The organism is Desulfobulbus rhabdoformis (genome assembly GCF_016919065.1).
GTDB lineage: Bacteria > Desulfobacterota > Desulfobulbia > Desulfobulbales > Desulfobulbaceae > Desulfobulbus > Desulfobulbus rhabdoformis.
Window position 1 is genome coordinate 72,037 of record NZ_JAFFQA010000015.1, and the last position, 21,594, is coordinate 93,630.

The 21,594-nt window shown below is 49.5% G+C and carries 19 protein-coding genes and 5 tRNA genes; all 24 read right to left on the reverse strand.

Annotated features, from left to right (window positions below):
* Positions 1-6: 6 nt before the first annotated feature.
* Positions 7-297 carry a 50S ribosomal protein L23 gene (locus JWJ90_RS10070; RefSeq protein WP_205227094.1) on the reverse strand — a complete coding sequence of 97 codons (291 nt, stop codon included), beginning with the start codon at positions 295-297 and terminating at the stop codon, positions 7-9.
* Positions 294-917 (reverse strand): 50S ribosomal protein L4, encoded by a 624-nt coding sequence (rplD, locus tag JWJ90_RS10075; protein ID WP_205227095.1) that lies wholly within the window; start codon positions 915-917, stop codon positions 294-296. Before rplD ends, JWJ90_RS10070 begins: the two co-directional genes overlap by 4 nt.
* Positions 918-944: 27 nt before the next feature.
* Positions 945-1,577 carry a 50S ribosomal protein L3 gene (gene rplC / locus JWJ90_RS10080; RefSeq protein ID WP_205227096.1) on the reverse strand — a complete coding sequence of 211 codons (633 nt, stop codon included), beginning with the start codon at positions 1,575-1,577 and terminating at the stop codon, positions 945-947.
* A 75-nt stretch (positions 1,578-1,652) separates the two neighbouring features.
* Positions 1,653-1,964 carry a 30S ribosomal protein S10 gene (gene rpsJ / locus JWJ90_RS10085; protein WP_205227132.1) on the reverse strand — a complete coding sequence of 104 codons (312 nt, stop codon included), beginning with the start codon at positions 1,962-1,964 and terminating at the stop codon, positions 1,653-1,655.
* 13 nt (positions 1,965-1,977) lie between these two features.
* Entirely contained in the window at positions 1,978-3,168 is a 1,191-nt protein-coding gene (tuf, locus tag JWJ90_RS10090; protein WP_205227097.1) for an elongation factor Tu, read from the reverse strand.
* A gap of 29 nt (positions 3,169-3,197) precedes the next feature.
* Positions 3,198-5,276 carry an elongation factor G gene (gene fusA / locus JWJ90_RS10095; RefSeq protein ID WP_205227098.1) on the reverse strand — a complete coding sequence of 693 codons (2,079 nt, stop codon included), beginning with the start codon at positions 5,274-5,276 and terminating at the stop codon, positions 3,198-3,200.
* 122 nt (positions 5,277-5,398) lie between these two features.
* Positions 5,399-5,872 carry a 30S ribosomal protein S7 gene (gene rpsG / locus JWJ90_RS10100; protein ID WP_205227099.1) on the reverse strand — a complete coding sequence of 158 codons (474 nt, stop codon included), beginning with the start codon at positions 5,870-5,872 and terminating at the stop codon, positions 5,399-5,401.
* Positions 5,873-5,903: 31 nt separating this feature from the next.
* Entirely contained in the window at positions 5,904-6,275 is a 372-nt protein-coding gene (gene rpsL, locus JWJ90_RS10105; protein ID WP_205227100.1) for a 30S ribosomal protein S12, read from the reverse strand.
* Positions 6,276-6,385: 110 nt separating this feature from the next.
* Positions 6,386-10,450, reverse strand: coding sequence for a DNA-directed RNA polymerase subunit beta' (gene rpoC / locus JWJ90_RS10110; RefSeq protein WP_205227101.1), 4,065 nt, complete (start codon positions 10,448-10,450; stop codon positions 6,386-6,388).
* A gap of 84 nt (positions 10,451-10,534) precedes the next feature.
* A complete protein-coding gene (gene rpoB, locus JWJ90_RS10115) occupies positions 10,535-14,608 on the reverse strand; it encodes a DNA-directed RNA polymerase subunit beta (RefSeq protein WP_205227102.1) in 4,074 nt (1,357 codons plus the stop codon).
* 226 nt (positions 14,609-14,834) lie between these two features.
* Positions 14,835-15,215, reverse strand: coding sequence for a 50S ribosomal protein L7/L12 (gene rplL, locus JWJ90_RS10120; RefSeq protein ID WP_205227103.1), 381 nt, complete (start codon positions 15,213-15,215; stop codon positions 14,835-14,837).
* Between the two features lie 56 nt (positions 15,216-15,271).
* The gene (gene rplJ / locus JWJ90_RS10125) at positions 15,272-15,790 is read right to left on the reverse strand and encodes a 50S ribosomal protein L10 (protein WP_205227104.1); all 519 of its coding nucleotides are present in this window, start codon (positions 15,788-15,790) and stop codon (positions 15,272-15,274) included.
* Between the two features lie 196 nt (positions 15,791-15,986).
* The gene (gene rplA / locus JWJ90_RS10130) at positions 15,987-16,697 is read right to left on the reverse strand and encodes a 50S ribosomal protein L1 (protein WP_205227105.1); all 711 of its coding nucleotides are present in this window, start codon (positions 16,695-16,697) and stop codon (positions 15,987-15,989) included.
* 59 nt (positions 16,698-16,756) lie between these two features.
* Positions 16,757-17,182, reverse strand: a complete 426-nt coding sequence (rplK, locus tag JWJ90_RS10135; RefSeq protein ID WP_205227106.1) for a 50S ribosomal protein L11 — start codon at positions 17,180-17,182, stop codon at positions 16,757-16,759.
* A gap of 28 nt (positions 17,183-17,210) precedes the next feature.
* The gene (gene nusG / locus JWJ90_RS10140) at positions 17,211-17,774 is read right to left on the reverse strand and encodes a transcription termination/antitermination protein NusG (protein WP_205227107.1); all 564 of its coding nucleotides are present in this window, start codon (positions 17,772-17,774) and stop codon (positions 17,211-17,213) included.
* 21 nt (positions 17,775-17,795) lie between these two features.
* Positions 17,796-18,065 carry a preprotein translocase subunit SecE gene (gene secE, locus JWJ90_RS10145; protein WP_205227108.1) on the reverse strand — a complete coding sequence of 90 codons (270 nt, stop codon included), beginning with the start codon at positions 18,063-18,065 and terminating at the stop codon, positions 17,796-17,798.
* A gap of 42 nt (positions 18,066-18,107) precedes the next feature.
* Positions 18,108-18,184: transfer RNA gene (locus tag JWJ90_RS10150), tRNA-Trp, on the reverse strand.
* 2 nt (positions 18,185-18,186) lie between these two features.
* Positions 18,187-18,336: a 50S ribosomal protein L33 gene (rpmG, locus tag JWJ90_RS10155; protein WP_205227109.1), complete on the reverse strand. Its 150-nt coding sequence runs from the start codon at positions 18,334-18,336 to the stop codon at positions 18,187-18,189.
* A gap of 87 nt (positions 18,337-18,423) precedes the next feature.
* Positions 18,424-19,614: an elongation factor Tu gene (gene tuf / locus JWJ90_RS10160; RefSeq protein ID WP_205227110.1), complete on the reverse strand. Its 1,191-nt coding sequence runs from the start codon at positions 19,612-19,614 to the stop codon at positions 18,424-18,426.
* A 67-nt stretch (positions 19,615-19,681) separates the two neighbouring features.
* Positions 19,682-19,756: transfer RNA gene (locus JWJ90_RS10165), tRNA-Thr, on the reverse strand.
* A 50-nt stretch (positions 19,757-19,806) separates the two neighbouring features.
* A tRNA-Gly gene (locus tag JWJ90_RS10170) sits at positions 19,807-19,881 on the reverse strand.
* Between the two features lie 44 nt (positions 19,882-19,925).
* Positions 19,926-20,010, reverse strand: a tRNA-Tyr gene (locus JWJ90_RS10175).
* Positions 20,011-20,093: 83 nt separating this feature from the next.
* Positions 20,094-20,169 (reverse strand) — tRNA-Thr (locus JWJ90_RS10180).
* Positions 20,170-20,304: 135 nt separating this feature from the next.
* The gene (gene qmoC, locus JWJ90_RS10185; protein WP_205227111.1) at positions 20,305-21,513 is read right to left on the reverse strand and encodes a quinone-interacting membrane-bound oxidoreductase complex subunit QmoC; all 1,209 of its coding nucleotides are present in this window, start codon (positions 21,511-21,513) and stop codon (positions 20,305-20,307) included.
* Positions 21,514-21,594 lie beyond the last annotated feature (81 nt).

Below are 21,594 nucleotides of genomic sequence, written 5' to 3' on the forward strand. Positions count from 1 at the left end.
GCTCGATCAAAGCTCGTCAAGGAAATCGATTTTCCCTTCTGACAAGGTGATGTATGCTTTCTTCCAGTTACTGGTGTGGCCAGCGGAACGTGCGCCAACACGTTTCTTTTTGCCAGTCATATTTGCAGTGGCAACCTTAGCAACAGTAACGTCGAACAAGCTCTCGACAGCCTCTTTGATCTCGATCTTATTGGCGCGACGATCAACCTTGAAGACAACCTTGTTCTCAGTCTCTTGGAGAAAGTTGCCTTTCTCAGTCAGGCACGGCTTTTTGATAACTTCGTAGATAACTTTCATACCTGAACCCTCTCCTCGATTTTAGCAAGACTGGATTGGATGAGCATCAATTTGGAATGCTTGAGGATATCGTATACATTTAGCCCTTCAACCGGCAGCACCGTATACCCAACCGCATTGCGTGAGGAAAGGCTGATCTGCTCGTCAACGCCTTCGGTGATAACCAGACAGTTATCAAAGGCAAACTTGTCCATAACCTGAACAAAGTTTTTGGTTTTGACTTCGGGCAACTCAAATTTATCAATGACAACCAGGTTGCCTTCCTGGTTGCGTGCGCTCAGCGCCATCTTCAGAGCCAGACGCTTAACTTTTTTAGGCATGCTGTAGCTGTAATCACGCGGTTTGGGACCAAACGCGGTTCCGCCGCCACGCCATACCGGAGAGGTACGGCTACCGGAACGGGCACGCCCTGTTCCTTTCTGACGCCAGGGTTTCGCTCCACCGCCGCGGACTTCGCCACGGGTTTTGGTGCAGGCGTTACCGCTACGACGATTTGCTCTCTGCATGCAGACGACTTCGTGAAGAATGCCGGTGTTGACTTCCACGTTGAAAACGGAATCGTTGAGCTCAACCTCGCCGACTTTTTCTGCTTGAGTATTTAGAATTTCACAAACTGCCATGAGAATCTCCTTAAAAGCAGTCCAGGATTACGCTTTTGAATAGATATTGACTACTCCGTTCTTTGCTCCTGGTACCGTTCCGCGAACGAGCAAAACGTTGTCTTCAGTACGAATGTCAACAACTTTCAGATTTTTCTGAGTAATAGTATCATTTCCCATGCGTCCGGGGAGTTTCTTCCCCTTGACGACACGGGCTGGCCAAGCACTGCAGCCAATGGAACCGGGTGCACGATGAAAGTTAGAGCCATGAGTCTTGCGACCACCATGGAAACCGTGACGTTTCATTACCCCCTGAAAACCGCGTCCCTTACTCTGACCAGTGATGTCGATCATCTCGCCTACAGAAAGCACTTCAGAAAGAGTAATTTCCTGGCCTACTTCGTAAGCTTCGGGATCTTCGATTCTGAACTCTTTAACGTGGTAGAATCCTTTGCCACCTGACCGCTTAAAGTGTCCTGCTTCAGGTTTGTTCAAACGCGAGGCTTTCTTCTCAAGAAATCCAACCTGGATAGCGTTATATCCTTCTTTTGCTACAGTTTTTTTCTGCAACACTGTGCAAGGGCCTGCTTCGATGACGGTAACCGGGATTGATCGGCCATTTTCATCATAGACCCGAGTCATTCCCAATTTACGTCCTAATATTCCTTTTGTATTCGGCATCTGTCTACCTGGAGTCAATTCTTAATCACTTAAAGCGATTATTTTTTGATCGATCAGTTTTTGCTTAGCCAACCATCAGGGAAGTTTAATTTCCACGTCAACTCCAGCTGAAAGTTCAAGCTTCATCAGCGAGTCGATGGTTTGTTGTGTCGGCTCAAGAATGTCGAGCAGTCGGCGATGGGTTCGCATCTCGAATTGCTCGCGAGATTTTTTATCCACGTGAGGCGACCGCAATACTGTAAATTTTGAAGTACTCGTAGGCAGCGGGATAGGACCAACAATAGTAGCGCCAGTCCGTCGAGCGGTATCTACGATTTCTTTGGTGGACAGATCAAGGAGCTTATGATCATACCCTTTTAATCGTATACGAATTTTATCTGCAGGAATCATAACTCTCCTTTTATTCGATAATTTCGGAGATTACACCGGCACCAACGGTGCGGCCACCCTCGCGAATAGCGAAGCGAAGACCAACTTCCATGGCGATGGGGGTAATCAATTCGCCGGTGATATGTACGTTATCACCAGGCATGACCATCTCTACACCATCCTCAAGAGTACAGACGCCTGTAACGTCGGTTGTCCGGAAGTAGAACTGAGGACGGTATCCGTTGAAAAACGGTGTGTGACGTCCCCCCTCCTCCTTATTGAGGATATAGGCCTCAGCTTTAAACTTTTTGTGAGGTGTGATGGAACCCGGTTTGGCAAGAACCTGACCACGTACAATTTCTTCACGTTTTACGCCACGGAGAAGCGCACCGATATTGTCACCAGCCTGACCTTCATCAAGCAGCTTGCGAAACATCTCGACACCGGTACAGGTGGTTTTGGTCGTTTCACGAACACCAACAATCTCGATCTCATCACCAACGTGGATAACGCCACGCTCAACACGACCGGTGGCTACGGTACCACGACCGGAGATAGAGAAAACGTCCTCAACGGGCATCAAAAATGGTTTATCAATGGCGCGCTCAGGCTCAGGAATGTAGCTGTCGACCTGATCCATGAGGTCCCATATGCACTTTGCTTTCTCCTCGTCTTCCGGATTCTCAAGTGCCAACAGGGCAGACCCCTGAACGATCGGAATATCGTCGCCGGGGAAGTCGTATTTGTCGAGCAGTTCACGAAGCTCCATCTCAACCAGCTCGATGAGTTCTTCATCGTCGACCATGTCACATTTGTTCAGGAAGACAACGATTGCAGGAACACCAACCTGGCGAGCCAGGAGGATGTGCTCACGGGTCTGCGGCATGGGACCGTCTGTGGCAGCCACAACCAGGATGGCGCCGTCCATCTGCGCGGCACCAGTGATCATGTTTTTGATGTAGTCAGCATGGCCGGGGCAGTCCACATGGGCATAGTGGCGACTGGGGGTCTCATACTCTACGTGAGCAGTAGCGATGGTAATACCACGCTCTTTCTCTTCCGGTGCCTTGTCAATGTCACTAAAGTCAGTGAAAGCGGCCTGACCTTTGGTGGACAGTACACGGGTAATAGCTGCAGTCAGCGTGGTTTTACCGTGATCGATATGACCAATTGTTCCAACATTGACATGCGGCTTAGTCCGCTCAAATTTTTCCTTCGCCATCTTCTGCACCTCAACTCGGGCTATACTCGTTATACGCCTTTAATTTTATGAATAATCGCTTCAGCGCTTTTTGCGGGGATCATCGCAAAGTCGCTAAACATCATGGTAAATGTGGCTCTACCCTGGGTGGCGGACCGAAGGTCCGTTGAATAACCAAATAACTCCGCCAGAGGAGCCTTGGCATGTACCACCTGCCTGTTTTGCTCAGCGTCAACGCCATTCACTTGAGCACGTTTTTTATTTAAGTCGTTGATGACATCACCGAGGTATTCCTCTGGGGTAACTACATCCAGATTCATGATCGGTTCCATCAAGACCGGTTCCGCCTGACCGACTGCTTTACGACAGGCCATGGTCCCGGCAACACCAAAAGCCATTTCAGTTGACTTCTCCTCATCAAAGGATCCACCAACCAGAGTCACGGCGACATCCATCATCGGATAGCCAACAATGGGGCCGCTATCAAGGCTATCAAGAACACCGCGCTTAATCGCTTCGATGAACTGAGCAGGAATCTGTTTTTCATCCACTTGGGAGAGAAACAGCTTTCCGCTCCCCTTCTCACCAGGGGCAACCTCAAGCTCAACATGACCGTACTGCTCTTTGCCGGTTCCTATTGCTTCGAACCGACCTTCAGCCTGCGCAGTCTTGGTGATTGTCTCACGATAGGCAACCTGTGGCTTACCGACGTTGGCTTTGACCTTAAATTCACGGATCAACCGATCGACAATAATTTCGAGGTGCAACTCGCCCATTCCCGAAATAATAGTCTGGCCTGTTTCCTCACTTGAGCTGATCTTAAAACTTGGATCTTCCCAAGCGATTTTCTCAAGCCCTTCGGCAAGAACACCCTCATCAGCCTTTGTCTTCGGCTCGATGGCGATGCCAATAACAGGCTCTGGAAACTCAATAGCTTCCAGAAGGATAAAGTCGCCGTTAGCACACAGCGTATCCCCTGTTCGCGTAAATTTAAGGCCGACCAAGGCACCGATATCACCAGGCCCGATCTGATCGACTTCCTCACGCTTATTTGCGTGGAGTTTTATTAATTTCGAGATCTTCTCAGTTTTCCGTTTACTGGGATTGAAAACCTTATCGCCGAGCTTCAGGGATCCTGAATAGACTCGAATAAAAGATAAGTGCCCAACATACGGATCACTTTGCAGCTTAAATACTAGCCCACAAAATGTCTCGCTCCTCACTGGCTTACGGATAAGCGGCGCACCGTCCTTATCCATCCCCTCAACCGGGGGAACATCTACGGGTGATGGTAGATACCATGTGATCGCATCCAAAAGAGGTTGAACCCCTTTATTTTTAAATGCTGATCCGCACAGTACCGGCACCAGGTTCAGTTTCAGCGTGGCTTGGCGCAACGCATCTCTGATCTCACCGGGAGCGATCTCTTGATCGTTTAAGTATTTTTCCATGACGCCTTCATCGAAGTCGGCCAACTTCTCGATAAGCGCCACTCTCGCGGCCGAAGATTCTTCTATTAGTGCATCCGGTATTGGGTGCTCATTGATGAGCTGTCCTTTTGAATCTTCATCAAAGGTCAGCATCTTTTGCTCGACGAGATCGATGATACCTTCAAAGGTATCCTCTGCTCCGACAGGCAAGGTGAGCGCTACCGGTGAAGCCCCTAAGCGGCTTTCTATTTGCTCAAGACATCGTTGAAAGGATGCCCCGATGCGGTCCATCTTATTAACAAAAGCAAGACGAGGAATGCGGTAATGGTCAGCCTGCCTCCAAACTGTCTCAGACTGTGGCTCAACTCCGCCGACGGCACAAAAAACAGCAACAACTCCGTCCAAGACTCGCAAACACCGCTCAACTTCGACGGTGAAATCGACATGCCCTGGGGTGTCGATGATGTTTATCTGAAAGTCCTTCCACGCGCAGGTGGTGGCAGCCGATGTAATGGTAATGCCCCTTTCCTGCTCTTGCTCCATCCAGTCCATGACAGCCGTGCCGTCATGAACCTCACCGATCTTATGCGACCGGCCTGTATAATATAGAACCCGCTCGGTGGTTGTTGTTTTCCCAGCGTCAATATGGGCCATAATGCCTATATTGCGCACCCTCGACAAAGGATCAGAATCACCCACGGTCGGACACCTATATTAAGTTCGCTTTTTCATCTTCTCACGAAAAAGTGACCGATGTTGGTAATCCAACACGGCCACTTTGTCAAGAAAAAAAACAGCCTCTTGTATATTTTTACCTCTAACTACCAGCGGTAGTGGGCAAACGCTTTGTTTGCCTCGGCCATTTTATGGGTATCGTCTTTTTTCTTTACGGAAGCTCCACGACTGTTATAGGCATCGAGCAATTCAGCCGCAAGCTTGTCTGACATGGCCTGACCGGACCGACTTTTAGCAAAAGCGATAATCCAGCGGATAGCCAAGGCATTGCGGCGTTCAGGACGGACCTCAACAGGAACCTGGTAGGTTGCACCACCAACACGACGACTCTTAACCTCAACGCGTGGGCGGACATTCTCCATGGCCTCTTCGAAAATGACGAGCGGCTCCTGATCAGCTACCTTGGTTCCGATAATATCCATCGCATCATAAAAGAGACGACGTGCTACAGTTTTTTTCCCATCGACCATCAGGCCATTGGTGAATTTAGAGACCAGCACTGAGTTGAACCGTGGGTCCGGTGCAACGGGTCGCTTATCCAGCAATTTTTTACGTGGCATATTTGTAACCTGTTTCGCTTACTAACGGATGTTATTTAGGACGTTTAGCCCCGTATTTGGACCGACCCTGACGACGATCGCTGACACCAAGTGTATCAAGGGTACCACGAATAATGTGATAACGAACACCAGGTAAGTCCTTTACACGACCACCACGAATCAGCACAACGGAGTGCTCCTGGAGGTTATGCCCAATACCAGGAATGTAGGAAGTCACCTCGATTCCGTTGGTCAGACGCACCCTGGCCACTTTACGCAACGCCGAGTTCGGTTTCTTGGGTGTTGTGGTATAGACACGCACACAAACGCCTCGCTTCTGCGGACAAGATTGCAGGGCCGGCGTATTGGTTTTTTTGGTTTGCTTCTTCCGTCTATTTCTGACGAGTTGATTAATAGTGGGCATGCAAGCAGCTCCTTTAATATATACGATCAAGCTCCACCCCATAGGGGCAGCCAAGCATGAAAGATTGAGTATTTACCCGATTCGGTCACTCAGGTCAAGTGATATCTTCGTTAGTTGTCCTCGTAAATCCGATATCGCTTCAATCCGGTTCCTGCAGAGATCAAGCGACCCATAATTACGTTTTCCTTAAGGCCGGAAAGATCATCGATTTTTCCAGCCATAGCAGCATTCGTGAGGACCTTGGTGGTCTCCTGGAAGGAGGCTGCGGAGATGAAGGAGTCTGTAGACAGAGACGCCTTGGTCACACCCAAGAGCAGCGGTTCGGCCGCTGCGGGTTGCCCCCCTTCTTTCAACATGCGCTCATTTTCTTCCTGGAACTTCCACCATTCAACCTGTTGGTCAAGCATGAAGCGAGAATCGCCAGGGTCGGTGATGCGAACACGTTTGAGCATCTGCCGAACAATGGTTTCAATGTGTTTGTCATTGATCTTGACACCCTGCAGGCGATAGACCTCCTGGATCTCATTGACCAGGAAGCGTGCCAGCTCCTCAGCCCCTTTGACTCGTAAAATGTCATTGGGCAGACGAATACCTTCCATCAGCTGATCACCGGCTTCAACCCAGTCGTTTTCATGCACAGTGATATGTTTAGCCTTGGGCACCAGGTATTCTTTGGGTTCACCGATTTCGGGCGTAACAACAACCCTTCGTTTCCCTTTAAGGTCTTTCCCAAAGCTGACTCGACCGTCGATCTCGGTGATCACCGCCTGCTCCTTCGGTTTACGCACCTCAAAGAGCTCGGCAACACGGGGCAGACCACCAGTAATATCTTTGGTTTTGGTCGTTTCGCGTGGAATCTTGGCGATGACGCTACCAGGAGCGATGATATCCTGCTCATCAACGGTAATGATGGAACCAACCGGCAGCGGATAGCGGGCGGCAAGATCACCGTCGGAAAGCTTCATGGTCCGACCACGCTCGTCCTTGATGGTCACGCGCGGGTTCATCTGCTTATTGGAACTGACCGTAGTAATAACCTTAGAGGCCTTGCCGGTAATCTGGTCGACACGTTCCTGCATAGACTCACCCTCGACGACATCGCCATATTTGACCTTACCGCCGACCTCGGCCACGATAGGTATGGAGAAGGCGTCCCAATCAGCAATGACTGCTCCGGGTTCAACCATGTCTCCATCCTGGAAGCGAAGCGTCGCACCGTAAGGAACAGGGAAACGTTCACGATCAAGTCCCTGATCGTCAAGTACGGTGATCTCTGCGTTTCGGTTCATAACGACCTGCAGGCTCTCAGAATTGGTAACCGAATGCAGGTTTTTATAACGAATGGAACCGCCGCGCTGGCTGCGGACCTCGGCCTGTTCCACTGAACCACGGGCTGTACCACCGATATGGAAGGTACGCATGGTCAGCTGGGTACCGGGCTCTCCAATGGACTGGGCCGCGATAATACCAACAGCCTCACCGATGTTAACCATGTGACCACGGCCAAGATCACGACCATAACACATGGCACAGACACCACGCTTAGCTTCACAGGTCAAAACGGAGCGAATCATCACGCGATCAACACCGGCGGCCTCAATGGCTTCAACCCGATCTTCGGTGATCTCTTCATCCATGGCAACGATGATCTCGCCGGTATGGGGATCGACCACGTCTTCCAGGGCAACACGGCCAAGAATACGCTCACCAATTCGAACAATAACCTCACCACCCTCAATCAGCGGCTCGGCCATGGTCCCCCGCATGGTTCCACAGTCACGCTGGACAATGGTGGAATCCTGGGCGACATCAACCAAACGACGAGTCAGGTAACCAGAGTTTGCGGTCTTCAGTGCGGTATCTGCCAAACCTTTACGGGCACCGTGCGTAGAGATGAAGTACTCAAGGACGTTGAGTCCCTCACGGAAGTTAGCCTTAATCGGCGTTTCAATAATCTCGCCGGAGGGTTTCGCCATCAAACCGCGCATACCGGCAAGCTGACGAATCTGGTCTTTAGAACCACGGGCTCCGGAATCAGCCATAATGTAGACCGAATTGAAGCTCTTGATCTCCTGAACGGTTCCGGTCGTGTCAGACATAAACTCGACCGCCATCTCATCCATCATTTCTTTGGTGATCTTGTCGGTTGCCTTAGACCAGATATCAATAATCTTGTTGTACTTCTCACCATCGGTGATCAGACCGTCGGAGTACTGCTGATCAACATCGGCCGCTTCCTTCTCCGCTTCTTCGACAAATTCTTCCTTACGAACGGGAATTTTCATATCGTTGATGCAGATGGAGATACCAGCGCGCGTGGCGTACTCATAGCCAAGATCTTTGAGTCGGTCAGCGAGAATAACGGTCTCTTTGGTGCCGCCATGTCGGTAGGTGTAATCGATCAAAAAGGCCAGCTCTTTTTTCGAGAGCTCTTTGTTGACCAGAGAGAACGGAATCACTTCGGGCAACAACTCGCCCACCAGGATTCGACCAACAGTCGTATCAACCAATCCGTTTTTCAAACGAACCTTGACCTTGGCCTGCATGTGAGCGGCGCCGTGGTCATAGGCGATCCGGGCTTCCTGAGGACCGGAAAAAATAAAACCTTCACCAGGGACACCAATACGCTCGCGAGTCATATAGTAAAGACCAAGAACAATATCCTGTGAGGGGATAATGATCGGGCCACCGTTGGCAGGCGAGAGAATGTTATTGGTCGACATCATCAAGACGCGTGCTTCAACCTGGGCCTCGACGGAGAGCGGCACATGCACGGCCATCTGGTCACCGTCAAAGTCGGCATTAAAGGCCGCGCAGACAAGCGGATGCAGCTGGATAGCCTTTCCTTCTATGAGCACGACTTCAAAGGCCTGCATACCAAGGCGATGCAGTGTCGGTGCACGGTTGAGAATGACGGGGTATTCCTGGACGATGGAATCAAGGACATCCCAGACCTCTTTGGTCCCCTTTTCAACCATCTTACGGGCGCTTTTAATGGTAGTTACATACCCTTTGCGCTCCAACTGGTTGTAGATAAAGGGCTTGAAGAGTTCAAGCGCCATCTTTTTCGGTAAACCACACTGATGTAAACGCAGATGCGGACCAACCACAATAACCGAACGACCGGAGTAATCTACACGTTTACCCAAAAGATTCTGGCGAAAACGTCCCTGTTTACCCTTAAGCATATCGGAGAGGGATTTAAGCGGGCGTTTGTTAGGGCCGGTAATAGTGCGACCACGGCGACCGTTATCAAAGAGAACGTCAACCGCCTCCTGAAGCATACGTTTCTCGTTGCGAATAATGATATCCGGCGCATCGAGTTCCAGCAGTCTTTTCAGACGGTTATTGCGGTTGATCACACGACGGTAGAGATCATTGAGATCGGAGGTTGCAAAACGTCCACCTTCAAGGGGTACCAGAGGACGAAGATCCGGCGGCAGCACCGGGATTACCTCAAGGATCATCCATTCAGGGCGGTTACCGGAATCACGAAAAGCTTCAACCACATTGAGACGTTTACCGTACTTCGTCCTTTTGGTGACTGATCCGGTCTCTTTCATCTCACGGCGCAGAATCTCAGAGAGCTCTTTGAGATCAAGCCCCATGAGCATCTCCCGGATGGCCTCGGCACCAATGCCAACCCGGAATTGTCCCGGATACTCATCCAAGGCGTTACGGTACTGCTCTTCGTTAAGCAATGAGCCGACAGGCAGCGCCTCCACCTCAGAGGTGACCACGGCATAGGATTCAAAGTAGAGAATCCGCTCGAGCTGCTTGAGGGTCATGTCGAGAATCGCCCCAATTTTGGAGGGCAGACTCTTGAGAAACCAGATATGGGCAACCGGTGCTGCAAGTTCGATATGGCCAAGACGCTCACGGCGAACCTTGGATTGAATGACCTCGACACCGCATTTTTCGCAGACTACGCCGCGATGTTTCATTCGCTTATACTTGCCGCAGTTACACTCGTAATCTTTGACTGGTCCAAAAATTTTGGCGCAGAACAGGCCGTCCCGTTCAGGTTTGAAGGTTCGGTAGTTAATGGTTTCGGGTTTTTTCACCTCACCATGTGACCACTCTCTGATTTTCTCAGGAGAGGCCAGAGATATTTTCACCTTATTAAAACTGACAGGACCTTTCGGTTTTGCAAAGAAGCTAAACAGTTCTTCCACGTATTCACCTATGCTCTATTCTAAATACATCCGATTAATCTGCAGAAACTAAAAACTCGTAAAATGATATAACGCAGCCGAGTCCTATTCCTGCAGTTCGATATCAAGGCACAATCCTTTCAGCTCTTTCACCAGTACGTGGAAAGATTCAGGCAGACCTGTTTCCAGGAAGTTATTGCCTTTCACGATCTTCTCGTACATGGTGGTACGACCTTCAACATCATCGGATTTTACAGTCAAAAATTCTTTGAGCGTATATGCCGCACCATATGCCTCCATCGCCCAAACCTCCATCTCACCCAGACGCTGACCACCGAATTGCGCCTTACCGCCAAGCGGCTGCTGAGTTACAAGCGAGTAGGGACCGGTAGAACGGGCGTGGATCTTATTATCGACCAGATGGTGCAGTTTCAGCATATACATGACGCCAACAGTGACTTGGTTATGGAACTGTTCACCGGTGAGCCCATCAAAAAGCGTAGACTGACCGACCTCATCCACACCGGCTTCAACCAAAGTCTGGCGAATCTCTGCCTCGGAGGCGCCATCGAAAACTGGCGTGGCCACATGAACGCCACGGCCGATCTTACGCATCAAATCTATAAGCTCATCGTTACTCATATCCTCAGTGAGCTGTTTGTACTCAGCCTCTGAGTAAATAGTTTTCAACCGCTCATGGATAAAGTCGATCTCCATCTTCTTGGCGAGCCTGAAGAGTTGTTCGCCCAATCGTTTGGCGGCGAAGCCAAGATGACACTCAAGGACCTGCCCAACATTCATACGTGAGGGAACACCAAGAGGGTTCAGCACGATATCAACGGTGGTGCCATCTGCAAAAAAGGGCATATCCTCTTCGGGGAGCAGGCGGGAAACAACACCTTTGTTACCATGGCGACCGGCCATCTTGTCACCAACAGAGAGCTTGCGTTTGGTGGCCACATAAATTTTGACCATCTTGACCACACCAGGAGGCAGGTCGTCACCCTTCTCCATGCGCTCGACAATCCCTTGATAGCGACCGCGAACGATGGAGGCCTGTGTATTATAGCGCTTAAAGATGGCGTCGATTTCTTCCTCGTATTTTGCCTTTTCCGAGAAATCAAGATCATGGAGTTCGGCAAAGGAAACCTGGCTGATAACTTCAGGAGAAAGCTGCTTGCCAAGCTTCAGAAGTACATTGCCCTGCTTATCGAGGATGTCTCCCTTGGCGACACGTCCATCAAGCAATCCCCCCAGTGCGTTTCTCACACCATTGCGCAGGGAATGCAGCTCGTCCTCCATATCGCGGTTAAGACGATCAATTTCCATCTCCTCAATCATGAGGGTACGCTCGTCCTTATCCACACCTTTGCGAGAAAAAACCTTGGCATCGATAACCACACCTTCGACACCGGGGGGGACACGCAGAGAGGAGTCTTTTACATCTCCGGCCTTTTCGCCAAAGATGGCACGGAGCAGTTTCTCCTCAGGCGAAAGCATGCTCTCCCCTTTTGGGGTGACCTTACCAACCAACATGTCACCGGCACGAACCTCGGCGCCGATACGAACAATACCCGAGTCGTCAAGATTGCGCAGGCCGTCTTCACCAACATTGGGGATATCGCGGGTGATCTCTTCCTTGCCCAGTTTGGTATCACGGGCCATGGTTTCAAAGATCTCGATATGAATGGAGGTAAAGGTATCTTCTTTGAGTAGCCGCTCATTTACAAGGATTGAATCCTCAAAGTTATAGCCTCGCCAGGGCATAAAGGCGATGGTGACGTTTTTCCCCAGGGCCAACTCCCCCATCTCGGTGGAAGGGCCATCGGCAAGAACGTCGCCTTTACTTACTCGAGTGCCTGGCAGAACCAGAGCCTTTTGGTTAAAGCATGTGTTCTGATTGGATTTTTTATATTTTTGAAGGTGATAAACACCAATTCCGGTGTCAAATCCGTCAACTCCGGGATCGTCATAGCGAACCACGATACGGTTGGCATCCGCCTCTTCAACGATGCCCTCTCCACCGGCGAGCAAGCAGGCGCCAGAATCACGGGCAACGTATTTTTCAACCCCTGTGCCAACAAGCGGTGACAGAGTCTTGAGCAACGGAACCGCCTGGCGCTGCATGTTCGATCCCATGAGGGCGCGGTTGGCATCATCGTTTTCCAGAAAAGGAATAAGTGAGGCTGCAACCGAGACCATCTGGTTGGGAGCGACATCCATCATGGTTATATCTTCGGCCGGAACCATGGCGACCTCACTCTCCTGACGGGCGATGAGGTAGTCATCAGCGATGCGATTTCCATCGTAGTTAATCTTGGCCGGAGCGATAGTGTGTTCTTCTTCCTGCAAGGCTGAGAGATATTTGTAATCCTCAGCAACAACACGACCATTCACATAACGATAGGGAGTCTCGATGAACCCATAAGGGTTAACCTTGGCATAGGTGGCAAGAGAGACGATTAGACCGATATTAGGCCCCTCAGGGGTTTCAACCGGACAAATACGGCCGTAATGCGTGGGATGAACGTCACGCACCTCAAAACCTGCACGTTCACGGGACAGACCACCGGGACCAAGAGCCGAAAGACGACGCTTATGGGTTACCTCGGAAAGCGGGTTGGTCTGATCCATGAACTGGGAGAGCTGCGAGGTTCCAAAGAACTCTTTGATCGCAGAGGTAACCGGTTTCGGGTTAACCAGATCATGCGGCATGAGGGTTTCAATTTCCTGCAGGGTCATGCGCTCTTTAATGGCGCGCTCCATGCGAACAAGTCCCATGCGGAACTGGTTTTCGCAGAGCTCTCCCACGGTCCGCACGCGACGATTACCAAGATGATCGATGTCGTCCCCATCTTTAAGCTCATCTTTGATGCGAACCAGGTGTTTGACACTTTTAACGATGTCTTCCTGGGTTAAGGTGCGCACCTCAATGGGAGTATCAACACTGAGTTTGGTATTAATTTTGTAGCGGCCAACCTCAGAGAGATCGTAGGTCGAGGCATTAAAAAAGAGGTTATCAAAAAAGGATTGAGCGACCTCAAGTGTTGGCGGGCTAGAAGGACGAAGCCGACGATAAATTTCAATCAACGCCTCGTCGGTGTCTTTAATTTTATCGAGCAGCAGTGTTTTCCTAAATGATTCGCTGTAATGAACACCGTCAATATAGAGCAGAGAAAAATTATTGATTCCGGCAGATGCCAAGGACTCAAGAATGGTGGGGGTGATGGTGTCATTGCATTTGACTAGTAATTCTTCAGACTGAGGATCAACAATATCCTGAGCGAAGAAGCGTCCTTCAAGTTCCTCCGCCTCAATGGGGAAAGAAGCAATCCCCAGATTTCCGATTTTCTTGGAAAGAGTTTTCGTTACCTTGCGACCTTTTTTGGCAAGAACAGATCCGTCTTCAGGATTGATAATGTCGCTATTCAGACGCTGCCCGGCAAAGGTAATGGGATTAAAGGAAATCGAATATTTATCGCCGTCAAATTGAATTTCATCGGTATAATAAAACTCATTGAGCAACTGTTCATCGTTGAAGCCCAAGGCCTTCAAGAGAACACTGACAGGCAGCTTGCGTCTGCGGTCAATACGCACATACAACACATCTTTAATGTCAAATTCAAAGTCAAGCCAGGATCCCCGGACCGGAATTATACGCGCAGAGTAGAGGCGCTTGCCAGAGGCATGGGATTTACCATGGTCGTGGGTATAAAAGAGACCGGGGGACCGTTGCAACTGGTTGACGATAACACGCTCGGTACCATTGACAACAAAGACGCCATCATTGGTCATCAAAGGCAGAGCACCAAGAAAGACCTCCTGCTCTTTGATGTCACGAACAGTCTGCACACCTGTCTCTTCATCTACATCAAAGGTAATCAACCGAACGGTAATTTTTAAGGGTGCTTCATAGGTCATGCCTCGCTCAATGCATTCAGCCACAGTATACTTGGGTTCACCAAAGCTGTAGCGGACGAATTCAAGCGAGCAGAGGCCATTAAAATCAGTGATCGGAAAAATACTCTGGAAAATTGATTGCAGACCGTGATCCTTGCGTTCCTCAGGCGCAATGTCACGTTGCAAAAAGTGCTCGTAAGAATGCCGCTGCATCGCAATAAGATGGGGCGGTTCCAAAATCTGGCTAGTCTTAGCAAAACTCTTACGTACTCTTCTCATGATTTCCTCGAAACAGTCCACATCAAGCACTTTCATTCACTTGAAGCAGAACACTTTTTTTTATTTCACTGTAATTACGAGTGAAATTGTATCAGAATCCGACCTGAAAATAGGAAAAACCTACAAACACAGGAACGCTACGGGGCTAAAAGCCCTATAGCGTTTCCTGTTTGGGTGATGTGCTGACGGGTTAATGGTAACCCGGGATGACGAATGGTAGAGAATATTACTTGATCTCTACAGAGCCACCAACGCCTTCAATCTGGCCTTTGATAGCCTCAGCTTCGTCTTTGGTGACACCCTCTTTCAGAGGCGAGGGAGCGCCCTCAACCAACTCTTTTGCCTCTTTCAGGCCCAAAGAGGTGATTGCACGTACTTCTTTAATAACCTTGATTTTCTCGCCGCCAGCTGCAGTCAGGATAACATCAAACTCAGTTTTCTCTTCAGCTGCGCCAGCACCGGCATCACCACCACCAGCGGCAGCTACAGCTACGGGAGCGGCAGCAGAAACACCAAATTTTTCTTCCAGCTCTTTGATCATCTCAGAGAGCTCGAGAACGGTCATATTAGCAATAAAATCGATTACGTCTTCTTTAGTTACAGCCATTGTTCATTCCTCCAGGCTTATGAGAGCTTTGTTCCATGCTAGGCATGGGCATTTGTTTAATTTTCTTTCTGATCTTTTACCGCAGACAGTGCGTACATCATTTTCTGCGGAACCGCTGCAAGAACGCGGACAAAGCTTCCAGGTACAGAGTTCATTGTACCCAGCAGTTTTGCCAGCAACTCTTCCTTGCTTGGCAGTTTGGAAAGAGCTTCGATGTCGTCAGCAGTCAACGCACTTCCTTCAAGTGAGGCGGTGCGGATGGTAAAGGCATCAAAGTCTTTGGCAAAGGTGGTAAGAGCTTTTGCCGGACCTACAGGTTCAGTAAAACCGATTGCAACGGCAGTGGTTCCACTGAACGAGTCAGCCAAGCTTTCGTATGGGGTGTCTTTGACAGCCAAACGAAGCAAAGTGTTCTTTGCCACCTGAATCTGCGCGTCACTCTGGCGCAGATCCTTGCGCAGTTTCTCCAGTTCCGACACTTTTAATCCGCGGTAGTCAGCGACTGCCGCAAACTTGGCTTTGGAAAAGGTTTCGTTGAGTGCACTGACAATGTCAGTTTTTTGATCGCGATTCAACGCTTGGACCTCCTTAAATGAGCGGGACTGTCCTTCAGAGCAGAGAGAGGAATGAAGTTTAAACCGGCAATCCAATCATTGCCAACTTTGGCCTCGGCAGGTAGTGGGCTGACCACTATTAAACTCCAGTGCCTGCTGTCTATGACCTTCCCTAGAAGTAAATAAAACGACAATACTACAAAAATCTCCCGACGTATCAGGCAGATTTGATCAGCGAGCGAACCTGCAACGGATCAACTTTCACACCAGGGCCCATGGTACTGGACAGTGAAATGGCGCGAAGGTAAATACCTTTACTGGTTGAAGGTTTCAACTGAATCAGTTTATCGATAAAGGCGACAATATTTTCTGTGAGTTTGTCAGCGCCAAATGAGCTTTTTCCGATGGCAGCATGAACAACACCAGCTTTATCAACACGGAAGTCGACCTTACCTTTTTTGATCTCACCAACAACACGGGTGATATCAAAGGTTACGGTCCCTAACTTGGCATTGGGCATAAGATTTCGCGGGCCAAGAATACGTCCGATTTTTCCCACCTCACCCATCATATCCGGGGTGGCGATGGTCTTATCAAAATCTAGCCAACCGTCCTTGATCTTTGCAATGATCTCATCGGATCCTGCAAAGTCAGCTCCGGCATCCAGCGCTTCTTTTTCCTTATCGCCTTTGGCGAAAACAAGTACACGAGCGGTTTTGCCGGTTCCGTTGGGAAGGATGACGCTGGAGCGAACCATCTGGTCAGCATGACGAGGATCAACGCCGAGCCTAACGGCGATGTCTACGGTTTCGTCAAATTTTGCAAATTTATTTTTCAGGATACATTCAAGTGCTTCAGCAAGCTCATAGACCTTAGTCTTATCAACCGCTGCAATGGCATTCTTGTAATTTTTTCCACGTCTGGGCATGTTCGCTCCTTATTCTCCCTGGTGTGTTGTGGGGGCACACAGGTACGAATGTTTTCCAATTATTTTACGACGGTAATTCCACAGCTTCGTGCAGTACCAGAGACAATTTTAATTGCCTGGTCAATGTCATAGGCATTGAGGTCGGGCATTTTAATCTCGGCAATCTCCTTGATCTTATCAACGGAGAGTTCTGCAACACGCTCTTTTTTGGGATTGCTTGATCCACTCTTCAGGCCAGCCGCTTTTTTCAGCAAAACAGATGCAGGCGGTGTCTTGGTGATGAAGGAGAAAGAACGATCAGAATAAACTGTGATAACGACAGGGATAATAGTATCGCCTGCCTGCTGGGTCTGGGCGTTGAAGGCCTTGCAGAAGTCCATAATGTTGACACCATGCTGACCAAGTGCCGGGCCAACAGGTGGAGAAGGATTAGCCTTCCCTGCCTGGATCTGCAGTTTGATGTATGCTTGAATTTTCTTTGCCATTGCTCAACCTCCTCGAGAAACCGAGGGTTTAGTTTTTACTTACCTGAATGTACTCAAGTTCAACCGGTGTCGAGCGACCAAAAATGGAAACCATGACGCGTACACGACCTTTGTCCGGAAAAACCTCTTCGATGACGCCCTGAAAATTTGCAAAAGGGCCATCTATTACACGGACAGGGTCACCTTCGGCAAACACAACCTTAGGCTTAGGCTTATTGGCACCGTCGGCAATCCGTCCTAATATTTTGTCCGCTTCCTTATCGGTCAAGGAAGGAATCTTTTTATAAATTTCAGTGTCAGAGCTTGCCTGGCTCACATTGACGCCTACGAAACCAGTTACACGTGGCGTTTCCTGCACTGTGTGCCAGGTATGCTGGTTCATATCCATATTGACCAGGATGTACCCCGGAAAAAACTTCCGCTCGGAAGTCTTACGCGCTCCTTTGACCATCTCGACAACCTGCTCAGTGGGAACCAGAATTTCGCCGAACAGTTCTTCCTGCCCAGCCATTTTTATCCGTTCCTCAAGCGTTGCCTTGACTTTGTTTTCGAAGCCCGTATGTGTGTGTACGATGTACCAGCTTTTAGCCATGAAATCTTCCCAGGTTGTCAATCACTTTAGCACGATTGATACAAGTTTCCCCAGAAGCAGATCGACCGAGCCGAGATACAATGAAATCACGATGACCAGCAAAATGACGAAGCTTGTCAATCCCGCGGTTGGTTTTGCTCCAGGCCAAACAATTTTGCGAAACTCTGACTGGACCTCGGATAAGAAAAGCTTGATACCCGAAGGAGAAAGCGATGCGCTTTTCTTTCGGTCACCAAGCTCTTTTTTATTCTCGCCCTGTTTGCCTGATCGATTTGATTTTTTTGTCGACATTATGTGGTGCTGAGAACCTATGATCCACTCACCGTGGATGCGTGGCAGGCCAGGAGGGATTCGAACCCCCAACCCCCGGATTTGGAGTCCGGTGCTCTACCAATTAGAGCTACTGGCCTGTTTATTTGGTTTCCTTATGCGGTGTATGGGTCTTGCAAAAAGGGCAATATTTTTTCAGTTCCAGTTTATGGGGAACTGTTTTCTTATTCTTCGTTGTTGTGTAGTTCCGCTGTTTGCAGTCTTGGCAAGCCAACGTAATTTGATCTCTCATAATTCGCTCTACAGAGTGACAGCAGCCGGACTAATCAAAGCCCGGCTGCATATTCGTCAAAAAACCTACTCAAAAATTTGAGTGATTTTATTCGATGATTTCGGAGATAACACCAGCACCTACGGTGCGGCCACCCTCGCGAATAGCGAAGCGGAGACCAACCTCCATGGCGATGGGGGTAATCAGCTCACCGGTGATATGAACGTTGTCACCAGGCATTACCATCTCTACACCATCTTCAAGGGTACAAACCCCGGTCACGTCAGTTGTACGGAAGTAGAACTGAGGACGATAACCGTTGAAGAACGGAGTATGACGTCCACCTTCTTCCTTATTCAGGATGTAGGCTTCAGCCTTGAATTTTTTATGCGGGGTGATAGAGCCCGGCTTAGCCAGAACCTGACCACGAACGATCTCTTCGCGTTTTACACCACGAAGCAGTGCGCCGATATTATCACCTGCCTGACCTTCGTCAAGCAGCTTACGGAACATCTCTACACCGGTACAAGTGGTCTTCGTGGTCTCACGGACACCAACGATCTCAATCTCATCGCCAACGTGAATTACACCACGCTCAACACGGCCGGTAGCAACAGTACCACGACCAGAGATAGAGAATACATCCTCAACCGGCATCAAGAAAGGTTTATCAACAGCACGCTCCGGCTCCGGAATATAGCTGTCAACCTGATCCATGAGATCCCAGATGCATTTTGCCTTTTCTTCGTCCTCGGGATTTTCCAGCGCCAACAGCGCGGAACCCTGAACGATGGGAATATCATCACCAGGAAAGTCGTATTTATCGAGCAGCTCACGGAGCTCCATCTCTACCAACTCGATAAGCTCTTCGTCGTCAACCATGTCGCACTTGTTCAGAAAAACGACCATGGCAGGCACACCTACCTGGCGTGCAAGCAGGATGTGCTCACGAGTCTGCGGCATGGGACCGTCAGTGGCGGCCACAACCAAGATCGCGCCGTCCATCTGAGCTGCACCGGTGATCATGTTTTTAATGTAGTCAGCATGGCCCGGGCAGTCGACATGTGCATAGTGACGAGTCGGGGTTTCATACTCTACATGAGCAGTGGCGATGGTAATACCACGCTCTTTCTCTTCCGGTGCCTTATCAATGTCACTGAAGTCAGTAAAAGCAGCCTGACCTTTAGTGGACAGTACGCGTGTAATTGCAGCAGTCAGAGTGGTTTTACCATGGTCGATATGACCGATTGTACCTACATTGACATGCGGCTTTGTCCGCTCGAATTTTTCCTTCGCCATCTCATGTCTCCTTGGGCAAAAGTTCAATTAGATTCAATCGATCCCTTTACCAATCGACTGATACTTTTGGAGCCCGCGATCGGATTTGAACCGATGACTTCATCCTTACCAAGGATGTACTCTACCCCTGAGTTACGCGGGCACATGAACAATATGATCAGCTAACAGCTAAGTGATGCTGCGCAAAAAAAATGGAGCGGGAAACGAGACTCGAACCCGCAACCCTCAGCTTGGAAGGCTGATGCTCTACCATTGAGCTATTCCCGCTTATTTACGCTGCCTGCACAGCGCGGATGCGCTGCTGTTAAATATGGTGGAGGGGGAAGGATTCGAACCTTCGAAGGCGCCGCCGACAGATTTACAGTCTGTTCCCTTTGACCGCTCGGGAACCCCTCCACATATCATCAGAAGACAAAAGACAGAAAGCAGATAACAATCTTTTGCCAGCCGCTTTCTGGCTTTTGTCTTCTCATATCCACTGGAGCTGGCGATGGGACTTGAACCCGCAACCCCCTGATTACAAATCAGGTGCTCTGCCAATTGAGCTACGCCAGCGAGGAACCCGGCAAATATACCTTGTTTCATTTATATTGCAAGCTTTAATTTTGTTTTGATAGCTTTTTTTAATAAAAAAAAGCCTGGGCGACAAGGCCGCCCAGGCTCACGGTCTACTCTTAATAAATTCCGTTCTTACTGATTCAACGGATTTTTAATGTAGGAAGACTCGCGAAACCGCTCAAAGGCCAAGGCAAAGGTGCGGTAAACGATATGGGCAAATTTAGTGTACGGCATATACAGGAAGAGCATGGCAACTGAGATCAGATGCAGGTAGTAGATTACATACCCCAGCGAAGGAATGCCAACCAGGCGGAGCAATTCCGCAGCAAAACCGGTGACACCAACACCCATGATCATCCAGATCAGGAACCAGTCATAAAAGGTATTCTGAGCTTTGCCTTCTGCTTCCATTTTGGCACGGTTCATCCAGAGGATGCCGACACCAACGATCATGGCGATGGCGGATACGTTTGCCAGCCATTTAACAGGATTCAGCATGGAAAGCGGGCCATGCATGGACGGCCAAATGATGCCGAGGACATCCTGGGTGAAGAGTGAGTAGCAGGTCACGATAAACAGACCAATAAAGGCCAAGAGAAGCGGCTTATGACCTTTGACACGGTCGACATTCACCGTACACTCTTTAAAGCGTGTATGCTGCATGATCTCAACAACAGCGGGCCAGAGGAACTGTTTGATGAACTGCGGAATAGAGGGACGATAGGCCACATCGTTTTTACCAAGCGAACTTTCCATATTTTTCCACATTTTGGAAAGTCCCTTGTAGACCGAGGTCACTGCGATACCCGCAGCAGTCAGCATAATGATGTCAATAAAGAGGACATTTTTAGCCAGGAGGCGAAAATCCCAGTGCCCAAAGAATTGGGTGTAACCAGCTTCTGCAAAATGCTCAGCAGACGGAATGTGCATACCGCCGGAGATGACCCAGAGAACAAAGATAACGATTGCCGGAATACCGATCAGCATGGGCAGATTCTTCGCTGAAGAGCACAGATCTGCAAGAGCTGTGGGCCAGCCAAGGCTGCGATAGGCATAAGCACGGATTGCACCAAGCACATCACCAGGACGAGCGCCACGGGGACACATCTCGGTACAGTCGCCACACTGGTGGCAGAGGAAGATGCTGGCATCATTGGAGAGCTGCTCACGCATACCCCACTGGGCCATAATCATCTGTTTCCGAGGAAAAGGATTATCATCGGTGGAAAGCGGGCAGGCGACAGAACACGTCGCACACTGGTAACACTGTTTCAAAGTGTCCCCACCCGCCTCCTTCATGGCTTTGATAAAATCAAGATCGGGTTGCACGTTCATAGACATTTATATCCTCCTGTCATGAAAGGTGGTGATCTACGCGCAGTCGGAGTGTATCACAAAATATCGGGGGTAGATCCGCCGCCT

Excerpts from the sequence above, each read along its gene's own strand:
- JWJ90_RS10070 (WP_205227094.1), bottom strand. The coding sequence starts at position 297 with ATGAAAGTTATCTACGAAGTTATCAAAAAGCCGTGCCTGACTGAGAAA.
- rplD (WP_205227095.1), bottom strand. The coding sequence starts at position 917 with ATGGCAGTTTGTGAAATTCTAAATACTCAAGCAGAAAAAGTCGGCGAG.
- rplC (WP_205227096.1), bottom strand. The coding sequence starts at position 1,577 with ATGCCGAATACAAAAGGAATATTAGGACGTAAATTGGGAATGACTCGG.
- tuf (WP_205227097.1), bottom strand. The coding sequence starts at position 3,168 with ATGGCGAAGGAAAAATTTGAGCGGACTAAGCCGCATGTCAATGTTGGA.
- rpsG (WP_205227099.1), bottom strand. The coding sequence starts at position 5,872 with ATGCCACGTAAAAAATTGCTGGATAAGCGACCCGTTGCACCGGACCCA.
- rpsL (WP_205227100.1), bottom strand. The coding sequence starts at position 6,275 with ATGCCCACTATTAATCAACTCGTCAGAAATAGACGGAAGAAGCAAACC.
- rpoB (WP_205227102.1), bottom strand. The coding sequence starts at position 14,608 with ATGAGAAGAGTACGTAAGAGTTTTGCTAAGACTAGCCAGATTTTGGAA.
- rplL (WP_205227103.1), bottom strand. The coding sequence starts at position 15,215 with ATGGCTGTAACTAAAGAAGACGTAATCGATTTTATTGCTAATATGACC.
- rplA (WP_205227105.1), bottom strand. The coding sequence starts at position 16,697 with ATGCCCAGACGTGGAAAAAATTACAAGAATGCCATTGCAGCGGTTGAT.
- rplK (WP_205227106.1), bottom strand. The coding sequence starts at position 17,182 with ATGGCAAAGAAAATTCAAGCATACATCAAACTGCAGATCCAGGCAGGG.
- nusG (WP_205227107.1), bottom strand. The coding sequence starts at position 17,774 with ATGGCTAAAAGCTGGTACATCGTACACACACATACGGGCTTCGAAAAC.
- secE (WP_205227108.1), bottom strand. The coding sequence starts at position 18,065 with ATGTCGACAAAAAAATCAAATCGATCAGGCAAACAGGGCGAGAATAAA.
- rpmG (WP_205227109.1), bottom strand. The coding sequence starts at position 18,336 with ATGAGAGATCAAATTACGTTGGCTTGCCAAGACTGCAAACAGCGGAAC.
- tuf (WP_205227110.1), bottom strand. The coding sequence starts at position 19,614 with ATGGCGAAGGAAAAATTCGAGCGGACAAAGCCGCATGTCAATGTAGGT.
- qmoC (WP_205227111.1), bottom strand. The coding sequence starts at position 21,513 with ATGTCTATGAACGTGCAACCCGATCTTGATTTTATCAAAGCCATGAAG.